Below are 12,882 nucleotides of genomic sequence, written 5' to 3'. Positions count from 1 at the left end.
ATTCGCGTCGACTTATTCCTTGCATTGGATAAAAATCCAAGAATGAAATCCGATAACGATTTAATCAGCGCTTCCCTAGACGATTTGAAGAGTGGAGAGACTTTATATGTGTATGGAGTAACGGTCAGGCTTGAAGAGCGTTTCGGCGGAAGCAGCTGTGATGTTCCTATCTACATCAAAGTCAGACTGACGAGACGGATGATGGATGGAGAAATGGTTGAAGGTATTTTGATATCATTTCATGAGCAGGAGTATCCGCTGGTTCCTTATTTCCAGTAAAGTACGGTCCATAGGGAGGAAGAAATGAGAAGGGTTGGTTTTTGCGAAAGCTGTGATGATATAAGGCCTTTTATGCTGAAGAGAGTGCCTGTGGAGGAACATATCCGCGGCAAGACTTATACATTTTGTATTACGAAGGCCATTTGCCCGGAATGCGGGAATGAGGTTTCTGTACCTGGTCTTCTGGACATGAATACACGGGAAATTGATTTCCAGTATAGAAAAGTGGAAGGAATTATCAGTATTTCAGATATCAGGAAATTGATGAAGCTTTATCATATGGGGAAATCTACGCTGTCTTTAGCTCTGGGGTTTGGGGAAATCACGATTTCCCGCTATTTAGATGGACAGGTGCCTTCTAAAGAGTATTCGGATATTATGCTTAAGGCAATGAGTTCTTCAATTTTTATGCGTGAAAAGCTGGAGGCAAACAAGGAGGCAGTCGGTGAAGCAGCCTATAAGAAAGCGGTTCATGCTATTACGGAACTGGATGACTTATTCAGTCGACTGCCCGCAGAATTGCTGGATGTTATTTCATTTATTTTTAAGAATGAAACTGATATTACGCCTTTAATGCTGCAGAAGCTTTTGTACTATACCAATGGAATCCATGATGCAGTCTTCGGCAGGCCGCTGTTTACCAGTCGATGTGAAGCATGGATTCATGGTCCTGTTTATCGGGACGTGTATGATGTATTCAAAAATTTCACGTTTAATCTGATTGATGATGAAAGGTCTTCTCTGCTATTGAATTCGACGGTAAATTTGACGCCGGAAGCTAGAAATCTGATTTCAAATATTCTCAACAGTTTTGGCATGTACAGTGGAAAGACATTGGAGTATCTGACACATCAGGAAAATCCATGGTGCAAAGCCAGGGAGGGGTATGGGCCTGATGAATATTCAAAGGTGGAAATACCGGAGGAATCTATAAAGCAATATTTTCTTGGGATACCGGAGCTTTCTTCTGTGGATACGGTCGAAGGAATGAAAACGTACATAAGAAGAATGTTGAAATAAGTGAAGGGGTGCCTTTGGGCGCCTTTTTTTATTTGCAAAAGCAGACAAGTTATCATTCATCTGACAAACATTATTTTAACGAACAACTTGTATTATAACTTTTTGGGGAGTATAATGAGTATGAAAAATGGTGACCACCGGATGAAGGTTATGAGGTGGTTTTTATTGATAGGAAGGAACGAGGAAAATGAAACGTTGGATGGCAGCGGCGGCGGTTCTTTTGGCGGCAGGGTGTCTGCTGGCAGGGGGCTGCGGGAAGGATGAGCCTGCGGCGGCTTCTGCTTCGGAGGGGCATGTGCGTATTGTGACTCATGCGAACTGGAATCCTTTTGAGTATTTGAAGGATGGGAAGATAACCGGTTTTGATATCGATTTGGTGACGGAGGCGGCGAAGCGGGCCGGGCTTACGCCGGATATTACGGATGCCGGCTGGGAGGCTATTTTTGAGCAGATCCGCACGGGGCAGGCGGATGCGGCGATTTCGGGCATTACCATCACCGATGACCGGAAGGCGACGTATTTATTCTCGAAGCCCTATTTCGTGTCCCGTCAGGCGATTCTTATCCGGGAGGATGAGAGTATTTCCAGTGCGAAGGACCTGATGGACGGAAAGACGGTGGCAGTGCAGAACGGGTCCACCGGGCAGGAGGCGTTGGAGAAGCTGATGGGGAAGAATAATCCGGCCATCCGGAAGACGCCCATGTCCATCCAGATGCTTATCGGCGGTCAGGTGGATGCGCTGGTGGGGGATGAAACGTCGGTGAAGTCTATCCAGGCCCAGTATCCGGATCAGCATTTGAAGATAGTGTATGATGACGAGGCGTTTACGCCGGAGTATTTCGGCATTCTGTATCCGAAGGATAAGGGACAGGCGCTTTCGCGGAAGATGGACAAGGCGCTTTCTGACATGGTGAGCGACGGGACCTATGGGAAGCTGTATGAAAAATGGTTCCATACAAAGCCCGATGAGAAGATGCTGGCTTCTTTGAAGCAGGGGTGATAGAAATGTTTGATTTCAAAGTTTCCATATTGGAGGAATATGCACCTTTCTTTATTTCCGGTGCCTTCCTGACGGTGAAGCTGTCGGTGATTGCCATTGCAGCGGGCTTTTTCATCGGTCTTTTCCTGGCGCTGGCCCGTATTTCTTCTAAGAAATACCTGTCCATTCCGGCGGCGTGCTTCATCGAAAGTATCCGTGGGACGCCGCTTCTTCTGCAGATACTGATTACCTATTTCGGCGTGATTCCGCTGATTATGAGGAAACCGGACGGCGTGCTGGCGGCGGTTATTGCCCTTTCCATCAATGCAGGTGCCTATATTGCGGAAACCATCCGCGGCGGCATCATAGCTACGGACCCGGGACAGATGGAGGCGGCCAGCGCCCTGGGACTTTCCCATTTCCAGTCCATGCGGTATGTCATCCTGCCGCAGGCCATCCGCTCGGTGATTCCGGCGCTGGGAAATTCCTTTGTGAGTCTTATCAAGGATTCGTCCCTGGCTTCGGTCATTGCCACGCCGGAGCTCATGTACTGGGCCAATGCGGCAAACGCCCAGTATTACCGGGTGTGGGAGACCTTCATCACCACCGCCCTCATTTATCTCATCCTGACTTTGGTGACGGGAAGGATTCTGGGAGTGCTGGAAAAGAACCATTAAAAAAGACTGTGAAGAAATGGATAGCATTTTTTCACAGTCTTTTTTTTATAGGTCCGCTTTTTTCCAGAATCGCTTGACTATACGGGGCGCCAGGCAGGCGGCAAAGGCGCCGGCGGCGGCTCCGGCCAGGATGTCCATGGGGTAGTGGACGCCCAGATAGAGGCGGGAGAAGGCGATGAGGAAGGCCGCAAGGAGGGCGGCGATTCCCAGGGGGCGGGACAGGTATTTATAGAACAGGAGGGCCGCCGCGAAGGAGGCGGAGGCGTGGCCTGAGGGGAAGGCGAAGGATGCGGAGGAAATATGGGAGATGAGGGGGATGATTTCCGGATAGGTTACAAAGGGACGGGGCTCCTGAAAGAGGTTCTTCAGTATGAGGTTGGTGAAGAGCAGGGAAAGAAGAAGAGACACCAGAGCGCAGACGCCAACGGCTCTTGTCTTTTTGAAAATCATGAGGAGCAGGGATGAAATAATCCAGATAAATCCTGCGTTGCCCAGATTTGTCATGAATTCAAGAATGGCGGTGAGGAGGGGTGTGCGAAAATATTCCTGCAGGAAAAGAAGAAAAGCGGCCTGCAGATTCATAAAAGTATCCATAATGTCACTTCCTTTTAGGGGAGAGGGACACGCCCTTTCGGGCGTGAGGGTTCAAAGGGTTCAAAGGGTGCAAAGGGTTCAAACGGTTCAGAGGGTTCTGGTGGGCGCCCTTCAAAAAGAAGGGGCGCCATTATGATAAAACCATACAACCGCCCTGCGGGCGGGGAGAACAAGCAAACCGCGCCTGTGGCGCGATGGAAATGCACCCCTATCCCCGCCTGCGGCGGTACTTCCCCCGGAGGGGGAAGTTTGCTCTTTGCTTATCCTTGCTCTCGTATCCAGTGAATACCATTCCGGTGATTAGCCACTTGTGGTGGCTTTTCCCCCTTTGGTGGCTTCGCCACCACCTTCTCACCCGGCGGAGCTGGTGGGAAGGTGGGTACTGATCATTGTGCCACATGACTCGAATGGGAAGTACAGAGCGGTTTATTCTGCCCCCTGAATAGGGCGGAAGTCCGGTGGTCTAACAGCGCTGCAACTTATTGCCTGTCTGCTGTCTGACTTCTGACGTCTAATATCTAATATCTAATATCTAATATCTAACATCTAACAATCAACCGGCGTCCGGCGAAGTCGGCGGCTGGAGTTCTTCCGGAGTCATGGGAGCGGTTTCCAGGGGGGCCGGTGCAGCGGGGGCGGAGGGATTTCCTTTCCGGTAGTCCTGTTTCATGGAGCGCTGACTGTCTCTTTCATCCTGCCTGTGGACTTCGGAATGAATCCGGTCATGGGAGCGGTTGTCGTCGTCATGGCCGCGGTCTTTGCGCTGGCGGCCGTCTTTTTCGTCATAGGGGCTGCGGTCTTTTTCTTTCCGCTCTTTCTTTACTTTGTCCTTTCTGTCATGGCTGCCTTCTTTATCTTCCTTTATGGAATGGAAGGGCAGGCTGGATTTGAAGGATTTCATTTCCTGATGGATAGCGGGAGCGGACTCTTTGGCCCAGTCCATGAAGCCCGCCGCATCGGTGGTGAGGAAGGAAGCGGAGAAGAGGATGGCACTGGCGGTGCCGAGAAGAAATGTTACGGCGATTTTATTCATGATTCAGTCCTCCTTTTTAAGGAAAGAAATAGGATTGTCGGAAAGAATGGCATCACTTAAGGTGCGGCCGAAGGCGCCCAGGAAAAGGGAGAAGGAAATTCCCGAAACCGCAAGGAGCATAAGGCTCAGGGGGCTCATCACCGGAAGGGGCGGGATGGAGGGGAGGATGGTGATGCCGCTGGCAAGGAGGCCTACGCCGGAGAGGGCGGCCAGGAATAAGAGAATGGCCGATAACAGTCCGCACCAGCGGAAGAAGAAGGCGGATCCCCGACGGAGAAGGGAGAAGAGAGGGCCGCCCAGGGGACGGACCTTTTCGAGTCCCTTTTCCAAGCCATGGCTTACACCGTGAATCAGGTCCGAAGGCAGGGAGTGGAAACCTATCCGGCGGGGCTTTCCGGAAACATCCCTGCCGTAAATGGTGGAGGCAATGCGGGAAGGCGTATCCAGCCCCGCAATGATTTCCTCTTCCGAGAGGCCCGACGCAGCGGCCATGGCAAAGTAGGTTTCATAATCCGCCAGGATTTCATTTCGAATGGCAGCCTGCTCATAAATCAGGTAGGTGCGAAGTTCTTTCATAAATTCATTTTTCGTCATAGAAATCACTCCTTTACATAAAATGGTGATGAAATGGTTAAGTGCTTTAGGACTTCCGTCCTCTGTATGTAATATATCACACGGTACTATGTAGTACAAGGTACTGTGTAGTAAACTATAGATAAACAGTTTTTTAACGGAAGTTAAACGGGGGAGGGGGATGATGGACATTAGACGATAGATGTTAGACGATAGATGGGAAGGAGAGGTTTGAGGTTTGAGATTTGAGGAGGTAGAGACAATGAGACGGGAGACGTCAGACGGTCAGACAGTCAGACGGAAGGAGGAGATTTGAGTTTCGGTGTTCCTCAGGGCTCCGCCCAGCTCCATTCCGGTCGGGCGACAAAAGGAAAGCGCCTTGATGGGCAGGCTAGGCGCCTACCTCGCCCGACTTCGCAATCCTATGCAGGATTGCCACCTGAGGAAGGAGCCTGCGTTACGTTCTATGCTTTGAGGCCATTGGAGCGGGGGGACACGGTGCTGGGAGATTTCTCGACTTCGCTCGAAATGACAGTTCGGCACGTATCGTAGTGTTATAGCCCCCTTCCACAGGAAGGGGGTGGCGCCGATAGGCGACGGAGGATAGGGGAGTCAGTTCTTCCTTAACTTCGAACCTATCCTCAGGGCTCCGCCCAGCTCCTTCCTGGGGAAGGAGCCAAACAGTTCGGCATGTGCCACTGTGTTCCCTTCCTGCTGACTGGTATTTAAGACCACTCCGGACACTTACTGCTTGTTCTGCGCGCATTCTGCAGAGAATGCGCGAGTCGGCCAATTTGTCTGCCCTTGGAAATCCTATGCAGAATTTCCACTCACTCAAGGGGCAACGAGAATTAAGAAGGGCCTTCCGATTGTCGGCTGACCGACCCCGGATGACAGGTGAGAGGCGGGAAGGTAAGCATGCAATTTGTCTCTTTTTCCGGCATCATGAAACAAGCTGTGAAGAAATGATTTCATTTTTCACAGCTTGTTTATGATGGCTCAATATATATATAAATGATTTCATATCCATTCCATATGATATGAAATGGAGTATTATTTTTATTTTGAAATGTAGTGTATACTATATGTATATGCATTTTCATAATGATACACGTGAATACTGTTTTATCACAGGCCGGTTGAAATCAGGCCTGTCACAGGATTGCCGGAAGGAGGGGGAGTCATGTTTGCAGCAGCGGGAATATCGAATATTTATTTCTTTCTGGCCGCCCTGCCGGTGCAGCTGATTATCCTTTTCTTCTACATGAATCATCGGCAGCTGCCGCTTCGGGAGTCCCGGTCTTTCCTGTACCTCATGGCTGTGAATACGGCGGTGCTTCTTTTGAATCTGCTGCTTATGTGTGTGAACCCCGGGGAGTGGCCGTCGCTTACGCCGTGGCTGGTGCTCATCTTTTTCAGCGGCGTTTTTATGGATACCTACCTCCTTTTCTGCTATTTCTGCGATGCCCTGAAGGGCGATGAATATGGCGGGAAATGGGTGAAGCGGATTACTTTCCTGCCGGTGGCGGCGGGGATTTTATATTTCCTGCCTAAAGGTGGGCAAGGACTTGCGCCCTGCGACATGGATGCCATTTACAGCATGCTGAAGGGGAGTTATCTGATTTTCTACGCCGGCCTTTCCCTGATTCTCGTGTGGCTTCGGAGAAAGGAGAACAGTTTTCGTAGAAATGCCGGCTTTGTGTCCAGCCTTCTCATCGTTCTGGCAGGAGCCTATGTGAGGTTCTTCTATCCACAGGTCCTGTTCGGCGGCTATTTCTATACGCTGGCTGTTTTCATCATTTATCTTACGGTGAGAAATCCTGATTTCTATGTGGAGCACCAGACCCGTCTTCTGAACAAGGCGGCTTTTCAGCTGGTGATCGATGACCGGATAGAGAGCAGCGGCATCCATGGCTTCGGCTTCGTTATTAAGGATTATGAGGAAGGGCGCATCCTTTACGGCGGGCCCTTTATTGACAGTTTTTTGGACAATATAGGCCATTACCTGCAGAAGGAATTCGGGAGGGGTCATGCTTTCTATCTGGACAGCGGCCGTTTCTTTATCCTGTATAGGAATCCGGTTTCCCTGAAGGAGGAAACGGACCGGCTGCATCGCCGCTTCCGGAATCCCTGGACCAGCGGGGAGCGTTCCGCCTACTTTGATATCTGCTGCTGCCTTCTGGAGAAGGGGCTTCACTTTGAAAGCACCGATGAGCTGGTGCAGGTGGTGAGCTCTGCCTTTGACGCGGCCCATCGGCCGGGGCAGGAAGATTTCACCATTGGGGAAGAGTATCTGTCCCATGTGAAACGGCAGGTATACGTGCGCCGTCTTCTGAAAGAATCCCTGGACCGGGACAGCCTTCAGGTGTACCTGCAGCCCATCGTATTAAGCGGCAGCGGAAAACTGGAAGGAGCGGAAGCGCTGGTGCGGCTCGCTGACCACGACGGCTCCATCATTTCTCCGGCCGAATTTATTCCGGCGGCGGAATCCAGCGGCGCCGTTACCGTGCTGGGGCTCCAGGTCTTCCGGAAGGTGTGCGATTTCATCAAAAAGGGCGGCATGGAAAAATGCGGCATGCAGTGGATTAACGTGAACGTGTCGCCGGTGCAGTGCCTGGGAAGGGACCTGCCGGAAAAACTGGAAAGCATCAGGAAGGCATATAATGTGCCCCGCTCCTTTCTCCATCTGGAAATCACGGAGCAGGGAGCCCTGGGGCCCGGCGGCCTGAGCCAGATCGAAAGGCTCCGCCGGCTGGGCTATGTAATGATTGTAGATGATTTCGGTACCGGATACTCCAACTCCAGCCGCGTCAAGAGCATTGATTTCTCCGGCATCAAAATCGACATGTCCCTGGTCCGCGCCCATTTTCAAAAGCCCGACCCCTACCTGCCAAACCTTGTGAAGAGCCTTCACGACCTGGGCTTTACCATCACCGCAGAGGGCGTGGAAACGGAAACCATGGCCAGAGAACTCTGCGCCATGGGCTGCGACTACTTCCAGGGCTTCTACTACAGCCGGCCCATACCGATGGATGAGTTTTTGAAGAAATATGGAAAGTAAAAAATCCCGCCGGATGCGGGATTTTTTTTATGGACACGCCCTTTGGGCGTGAGGGTCCGAAGGAAAAGGGACACGGCTTCGCCGTGGGTTATGGCCTGCTGGCGCAGGCAGGTTGAGTAAAAGGGGGCGTCGCTTCGCTCAGGGGGCGACAGCGCTTGAAGCGTGTCACACGATTCTCAGGTTGCTAACGCTCCCCTGCGAATTGTGTTCCCTTGCCACCCCTATTCAGGGGGCAGAATAAATCGCTCTATGCTTCCCCACAGAGACATATGGCACAATGCCTAGCGCCCATAGTCCCACTGTGCACATCCTGCATAGGATGTGCAAGTCGGGCGAAGTAAGGCGCCTAGCCTGCCCATAAAGGCGCTTTCCTTTTGTCGCCCGACCGATACAGCGGGGGGAAGGTGGTGCCGTAGGCACCAAAGGGGGGAAAGCCACCGAAGGTGGCTAATCACCGAAATGCTTAGCGGGACTTAAGCAGAAAAAGGCAAACCCGTAACGCAGGCTCCTTCCCAAGGAAGGAGCTGGGCGATAGCCCTGAGGATAGGTTCGAAAATCGGCGAAGTCATTATGTGTCACATCAGGCCCTTTCAGGGCCTCGGCCTTTCTGCGAAAGGCCTGCTATCCTCCGTCGCCTACGGCGACACCCCCTTCCAAAGGAAGGGGGCTTTGACTCTCCGTCATGCAGAACTGGAGACACAAAGGCCAATCCCGTAACGCCCTTGCGTCCCCTTTAGGGGAAGAGGGCCACGGAGTGGCGAAGGGGTGTACGAGGTGACAAGCCGAAACAGATACTCTACGCCTTCCTGACTGCCAAACGGCAGCCTTCCCGCCGACCGGTATTTACTACCGATTGACTCATATGCTTCGAGTACCGAGATCCTTCGCTATCGCTCAGGATGACGGTGGAGGGCGGGAAGGTAATCCTGTAACGCAGGCTCCTTCCCCAGAAAGGAGGCTATAAACTGCGGCGGAGCCGCCACCACAACCCTCAGCCCGAAGGGATGTCAAACCTCAGAACCCTAAGAACCTTCTGAACCCTCACGCCGCAGGCGTGTCCATAAGCCGCCACCACAACCCTTTGAACCTTTTGAACCTTCTGAACCCTCTGAACCCTCCGCGCCCGAAGGGCGCGGTCACTGCGGTCACTTAATAATCAGCACCGGCACTTTCACATGGTGGATAACGTACTGACTGACGCTTCCCATAATGAAGGAGGAGAGGGAGCCTTTGCCGCTGTTTCCCATGATGACAAGGTCAATGCCCTCTTCGTCTACCAGGGAAGTAATCACATTGCCCGGGACGCCGGTGCGGATGATGGGGGTGAAGTTGACGTCCTGGGGAATCTGTTTTTTGACTCTTTCCATGACGGCTTCTGCCTTTTCCTTGACGGAAGCAAAGCCGTTTCTGTCAAGGTTCACCTGCATCAAGGGGTAGGCGGCTTCGCCGATGTCTGCTACCACGGTGACAAACAGCCGGGCTTCGTAGGTTTTTGCCATTTCCACGCCATAGCGGAGGGCGTTGTCGGCGGTGCCGGAGCCGTCTACGGGGACAAGGATTTTTTTGAACTGCATAGGAAAGACCTCCTTTGAAATTTCATTTCCTTATTTGGGATTTCCTGCTATGATATATAATAATTATATCATGACGGCATGTTTGAGGAAGAAGGAAATGGGATCATGAAAAAAGCAGCAGTGATTTCTGCCATGCTCCTGGCGCTGGTCATGCCCTTTGGAGGCGCGCTGGCAGAGGAGAGTGCAGCAGGGGAGACGGCGTCTGTTTCTTCGAAAATATATACTTATGATAACAGGGCCAGCGGGCTTACCATGAAGCTTCCGGGAAACCGGGTGGAAAATGAGAAGTCCTCGCCGGCGGTGTATCAGGCATTCCTTCCGGATGAGGGGATTTCTCTTTCCATTCTGTCCCGGGCCTACGGCCAGCCCTACAGCGAAAGCCGGATGAAGGGGCAGGTGAAGGAAGCTGAGCAGTTTCTCCGGGAGAATATAAAGAATTCCGGAGAGAAGCAGGTATCCATGAAATCGGTGAAGACACCATACGGCACGGCCCTTCGGGCAGAGACTTCGGGAAAAGGGGAAAGCGGCAGCTTTTCAGTGATTCGCTATCTTTTCCTCCGCCAGGAGGGGACGGCCATGATTTCCTTTACCATGAAGGAAGAGGATTTGAAGAGAAACCGGCCGTTTGTGGAGGACACCATGGGCACCCTGTCTTTTTATACGCCCATGCAGAAGGTGAATGTGAAGGGCACCGCCTATACTTATGATATTCCTGCATCCATGCGGGTGGATTATGACCCGCCCATTGCACCGGACCATGTGCTGGTGGCAGGAAACAGGCTTCTCATGACGGGGGTGGTGGCGCTGCCGATTGCTGAAAATAAAGAGTTCAGTTTCCTGCCTGCAAGTCTTTCTTCCCTGAGCGATGAGAAGAAGGCGGACATTGAGTCCCATTTCCGAAAGAAACTGGCCGGCGAAAGCACGGTAAAATATGTGAAGAACGTGAAGTTCCTCTTTGGCACCTTCCACGGCAGGGACGGTCTCCGCCTTGATTTTGATGACCAGGGGGACCATAACACCAGCTATATTTTTGTGAAGGACGGGAAATATATTTCCTTTGATTATATTTATAATGTAAAAGAAGAGGACTATGCGGACCGGGTGATTGCCCAGTCGCTGGAGTCCATTTCACTGTAAACTTTAAAGATTTCCGGAGGTGGCATCTTGTTTTTTAATCTGTTTGGCGCAGGAAAAGACAAATATATAGAAGAGTACGCCAGCCGCATGGCGGAGGCGGCGGTGAAGGACGAGCTGGACGCAGACCGGCTGGAAAGTTTCATCGCCTATGCAAAGGAAAAGGACCTGGGCAACAAGCAACTGGCCCGGGCTCAGGCGCTGGCCTGTGACAAGGCCTTTGAAAAGCTGTACCATGACGGCTACATGGATGATGATGAGTACGGTATGTTTTCCGACATGCTGAAGCTCTGCTACATGATGAAGGAAGATGCGAAATACAAGTACGAAACCATTGCCAAAAGGTGCAATGCCCTCTATAAAATCCAGGAAGAGGGGCTCATGCCCACCATCAGCAGGGAATATGCCAATGTGAAATACAGGGACGGCGAGGACCTTCACTTCACCGCTGCCGGCAGGCTCATGAAACCGAAAAAGCCAGTCACCGGCGCCATCACCATTGCCAGAGGAACGCCTTTCAAAGTGGGAAACTGGGAAAATAAGGAAGACAAGAGTCTCTTTGAAGAAGGGGACAAAGGCGCTTTCTGGCTCACCTCACAGCGTGTGGGCTTCCGAAGCCGGAAGGAAAAGATGGCGGCGGACCTTTCCGACCTGGACCATGTGGAGCTGGGAAGAGGGCCCCTCTGCATTTATGAAAAAGGGAAGGAAAGCCCCTGGTGCGTTGCCATCGATGACTATGAAATGGCGGGGGCGCTGCTTTCGAATCTTTTGAATAGCGGTGCGTTCAAGAAAGGAGACTAACCATGGAATTTGATCATGTGCTTTCTGTGAGAAGTTCGGTGCGCCGGTATACGGATGAACCGGTGTCTGAGGAGGATATCAAACGGATTGTGACTGCCGGGGAAGAGGTGCCGGTGGGGCATTTTGATTTCAAAAATTATGCCATTGCCGCCATTACGGATAAGACGGTGTTGAAGCTTCTGGCGGAGGAAAATGATGCACTTTCCGGCAGGGGAGACCCCATTTACGGGGCGCCGCTTCTTCTTCTCATTATGAGTACGCCAGAGGCCCAGGAGGATTCTATCAAGCTGAATGCAGGCATTATGGCGGAGAACATGCACCTTAAAGCAGTGGATCTGGGTCTGGGGTCCATCTGTATTTACAGCTTTATCCGTACCCTGAACCGGGTGGAGGGATATGGAAAATATTTCAAAGCCATGCATCTGCCGGAGGGGCTGAAGCCGGCCATGGCGGTGGCTGTGGGCCATACGCCCATGGCGCAGCGGGAGAGACGGTTTGTGGCAAGGATTCCGGCTTTCCGCATTGATGGGAAGGAATAAAGGAGGTTTATCATGGAATTTGATACGGTTTTGTCACTTAGAAAGTCGGTCCGTTCCTATACGGATGAGCCCGTTTCTGAAAAGGAAATCGAAGCGCTCATTCATGCAGCGAAGGAGTCTTCCGTAGGTCATCATAATGATAAGGGCTATGCTCTGGTGGTGGTGAGGGACCCGGAAGTGCTGAAGCGTATCAGCACGGAGGGGGGAGAGAAGGTGGGTAAACCCCATATGATTTACGAAGCGCCCCTTCTTATCCTCATCTGCCGCACGAAGGATGTGATGGAACATCTGGAGGGCTTTGACGCAGGTATTATTGCGGAGCATATCCATTTGAAGGCTTCCGACCTGGGGCTTTCTTCCATTATTCTTTTCGGTTTTATCCGCCTTCTGGGTAAAGATGCGGACTATCTTAAAATGCTTCATCTGCCGGAGGGAGTTTCGCCTATCCTGGCGGTGGCTGTGGGTCATTCGCCGCTGGACGGGAAGAAGAGGAAAGAGGACCGTCATTTCGAGGTGATTGAAAGGTAGAAAAAGGCCTTTCCTAGGGAAGCACTGATTAATTCGCAGAATCGAATTTCATAAGTATTTTTATCCAATGCTGCGTCATAAGTCTCCTTA

Annotated in this window: 13 protein-coding genes; 9 read left to right on the top strand and 4 right to left on the bottom strand. The window is 51.6% G+C overall.

Translation table 11 applies throughout. The features are described 5' to 3' along the window. The 4 genes from QZQ29_RS06750 to QZQ29_RS06735 form a co-directional block, all read left to right on the top strand. Positions 1 to 279 (top strand): hypothetical protein (locus tag QZQ29_RS06750; RefSeq protein WP_296961530.1); only part of this gene is annotated, 279 nt, incomplete at its 5' end. Positions 280 to 303: 24 nt separating this feature from the next. Then, positions 304 to 1,299, top strand: a complete 996-nt coding sequence (locus tag QZQ29_RS06745) for a type II toxin-antitoxin system antitoxin SocA domain-containing protein (protein WP_296961528.1) — start codon at positions 304 to 306, stop codon at positions 1,297 to 1,299. A 187-nt stretch (positions 1,300 to 1,486) separates the two neighbouring features. After that, entirely contained in the window at positions 1,487 to 2,299 is an 813-nt protein-coding gene (locus QZQ29_RS06740; RefSeq protein WP_296961525.1) for a transporter substrate-binding domain-containing protein, read from the top strand. A gap of 5 nt (positions 2,300 to 2,304) precedes the next feature. Beyond that, the gene (locus tag QZQ29_RS06735; protein ID WP_296961522.1) at positions 2,305 to 2,955 is read left to right on the top strand and encodes an amino acid ABC transporter permease; all 651 of its coding nucleotides are present in this window, start codon (positions 2,305 to 2,307) and stop codon (positions 2,953 to 2,955) included. 45 nt (positions 2,956 to 3,000) lie between these two features. Here QZQ29_RS06735 and QZQ29_RS06730 read toward each other — a convergent pair whose 3' ends face one another. From QZQ29_RS06730 to QZQ29_RS06720, 3 genes are all read right to left on the bottom strand, one after another. After that, on the bottom strand, positions 3,001 to 3,549 hold the full coding sequence (locus QZQ29_RS06730; protein ID WP_296961518.1) for a phosphatase PAP2 family protein: 549 nt from the start codon (positions 3,547 to 3,549) through the stop codon (positions 3,001 to 3,003). Between the two features lie 553 nt (positions 3,550 to 4,102). Beyond that, entirely contained in the window at positions 4,103 to 4,582 is a 480-nt protein-coding gene (locus tag QZQ29_RS06725) for a hypothetical protein (protein WP_296961516.1), read from the bottom strand. A gap of 3 nt (positions 4,583 to 4,585) precedes the next feature. After that, positions 4,586 to 5,176, bottom strand: a complete 591-nt coding sequence (locus QZQ29_RS06720) for a DUF1700 domain-containing protein (RefSeq protein WP_296961513.1) — start codon at positions 5,174 to 5,176, stop codon at positions 4,586 to 4,588. A gap of 1,162 nt (positions 5,177 to 6,338) precedes the next feature. Here QZQ29_RS06720 and QZQ29_RS06715 point away from each other — a divergent pair. Beyond that, positions 6,339 to 8,216 carry an EAL domain-containing protein gene (locus QZQ29_RS06715; RefSeq protein WP_296961510.1) on the top strand — a complete coding sequence of 626 codons (1,878 nt, stop codon included), beginning with the start codon at positions 6,339 to 6,341 and terminating at the stop codon, positions 8,214 to 8,216. A gap of 1,145 nt (positions 8,217 to 9,361) precedes the next feature. Here QZQ29_RS06715 and QZQ29_RS06710 read toward each other — a convergent pair. After that, positions 9,362 to 9,790: a universal stress protein gene (locus QZQ29_RS06710; RefSeq protein ID WP_296961505.1), complete on the bottom strand. Its 429-nt coding sequence runs from the start codon at positions 9,788 to 9,790 to the stop codon at positions 9,362 to 9,364. 105 nt (positions 9,791 to 9,895) lie between these two features. On the opposite strand from QZQ29_RS06710, the gene QZQ29_RS06705 reads away from it, so the two are divergent. The 4 genes from QZQ29_RS06705 to QZQ29_RS06690 are packed head-to-tail and all read left to right on the top strand — an operon-like array spanning position 9,896 to position 12,792. Next, on the top strand, positions 9,896 to 10,927 hold the full coding sequence (locus QZQ29_RS06705; RefSeq protein ID WP_296961501.1) for a hypothetical protein: 1,032 nt from the start codon (positions 9,896 to 9,898) through the stop codon (positions 10,925 to 10,927). A 27-nt stretch (positions 10,928 to 10,954) separates the two neighbouring features. Then, positions 10,955 to 11,725, top strand: a complete 771-nt coding sequence (locus QZQ29_RS06700) for a hypothetical protein (protein ID WP_296961498.1) — start codon at positions 10,955 to 10,957, stop codon at positions 11,723 to 11,725. Positions 11,726 to 11,727: 2 nt separating this feature from the next. After that, on the top strand, positions 11,728 to 12,264 hold the full coding sequence (locus QZQ29_RS06695; protein ID WP_296961495.1) for a nitroreductase family protein: 537 nt from the start codon (positions 11,728 to 11,730) through the stop codon (positions 12,262 to 12,264). Between the two features lie 12 nt (positions 12,265 to 12,276). Next, a complete protein-coding gene (locus QZQ29_RS06690; RefSeq protein ID WP_296961492.1) occupies positions 12,277 to 12,792 on the top strand; it encodes a nitroreductase family protein in 516 nt (171 codons plus the stop codon). The last annotated feature ends 90 nt before the right edge of the window (positions 12,793 to 12,882 follow it).

The organism is uncultured Dialister sp., from assembly GCF_900538805.1.
In the GTDB taxonomy this organism is placed as follows: Bacteria; Bacillota; Negativicutes; order Veillonellales; family Dialisteraceae; genus Dialister.
Note: the sequence above shows the minus strand (reverse complement) of the source record. Positions and strands in the feature narration are given on the sequence as shown.

Bases quoted from the DNA above. Each gene is read 5' to 3' on its own strand.
- QZQ29_RS06745 (WP_296961528.1), top strand. From the start codon at position 304: ATGAGAAGGGTTGGTTTTTGCGAAAGCTGTGATGATATAAGGCCTTTT.
- QZQ29_RS06740 (WP_296961525.1), top strand. From the start codon at position 1,487: ATGAAACGTTGGATGGCAGCGGCGGCGGTTCTTTTGGCGGCAGGGTGT.
- QZQ29_RS06735 (WP_296961522.1), top strand. From the start codon at position 2,305: ATGTTTGATTTCAAAGTTTCCATATTGGAGGAATATGCACCTTTCTTT.
- QZQ29_RS06730 (WP_296961518.1), bottom strand. From the start codon at position 3,549: ATGGATACTTTTATGAATCTGCAGGCCGCTTTTCTTCTTTTCCTGCAG.
- QZQ29_RS06725 (WP_296961516.1), bottom strand. From the start codon at position 4,582: ATGAATAAAATCGCCGTAACATTTCTTCTCGGCACCGCCAGTGCCATC.
- QZQ29_RS06720 (WP_296961513.1), bottom strand. From the start codon at position 5,176: ATGACGAAAAATGAATTTATGAAAGAACTTCGCACCTACCTGATTTAT.
- QZQ29_RS06715 (WP_296961510.1), top strand. From the start codon at position 6,339: ATGTTTGCAGCAGCGGGAATATCGAATATTTATTTCTTTCTGGCCGCC.
- QZQ29_RS06710 (WP_296961505.1), bottom strand. From the start codon at position 9,790: ATGCAGTTCAAAAAAATCCTTGTCCCCGTAGACGGCTCCGGCACCGCC.
- QZQ29_RS06705 (WP_296961501.1), top strand. From the start codon at position 9,896: ATGAAAAAAGCAGCAGTGATTTCTGCCATGCTCCTGGCGCTGGTCATG.
- QZQ29_RS06695 (WP_296961495.1), top strand. From the start codon at position 11,728: ATGGAATTTGATCATGTGCTTTCTGTGAGAAGTTCGGTGCGCCGGTAT.
- QZQ29_RS06690 (WP_296961492.1), top strand. From the start codon at position 12,277: ATGGAATTTGATACGGTTTTGTCACTTAGAAAGTCGGTCCGTTCCTAT.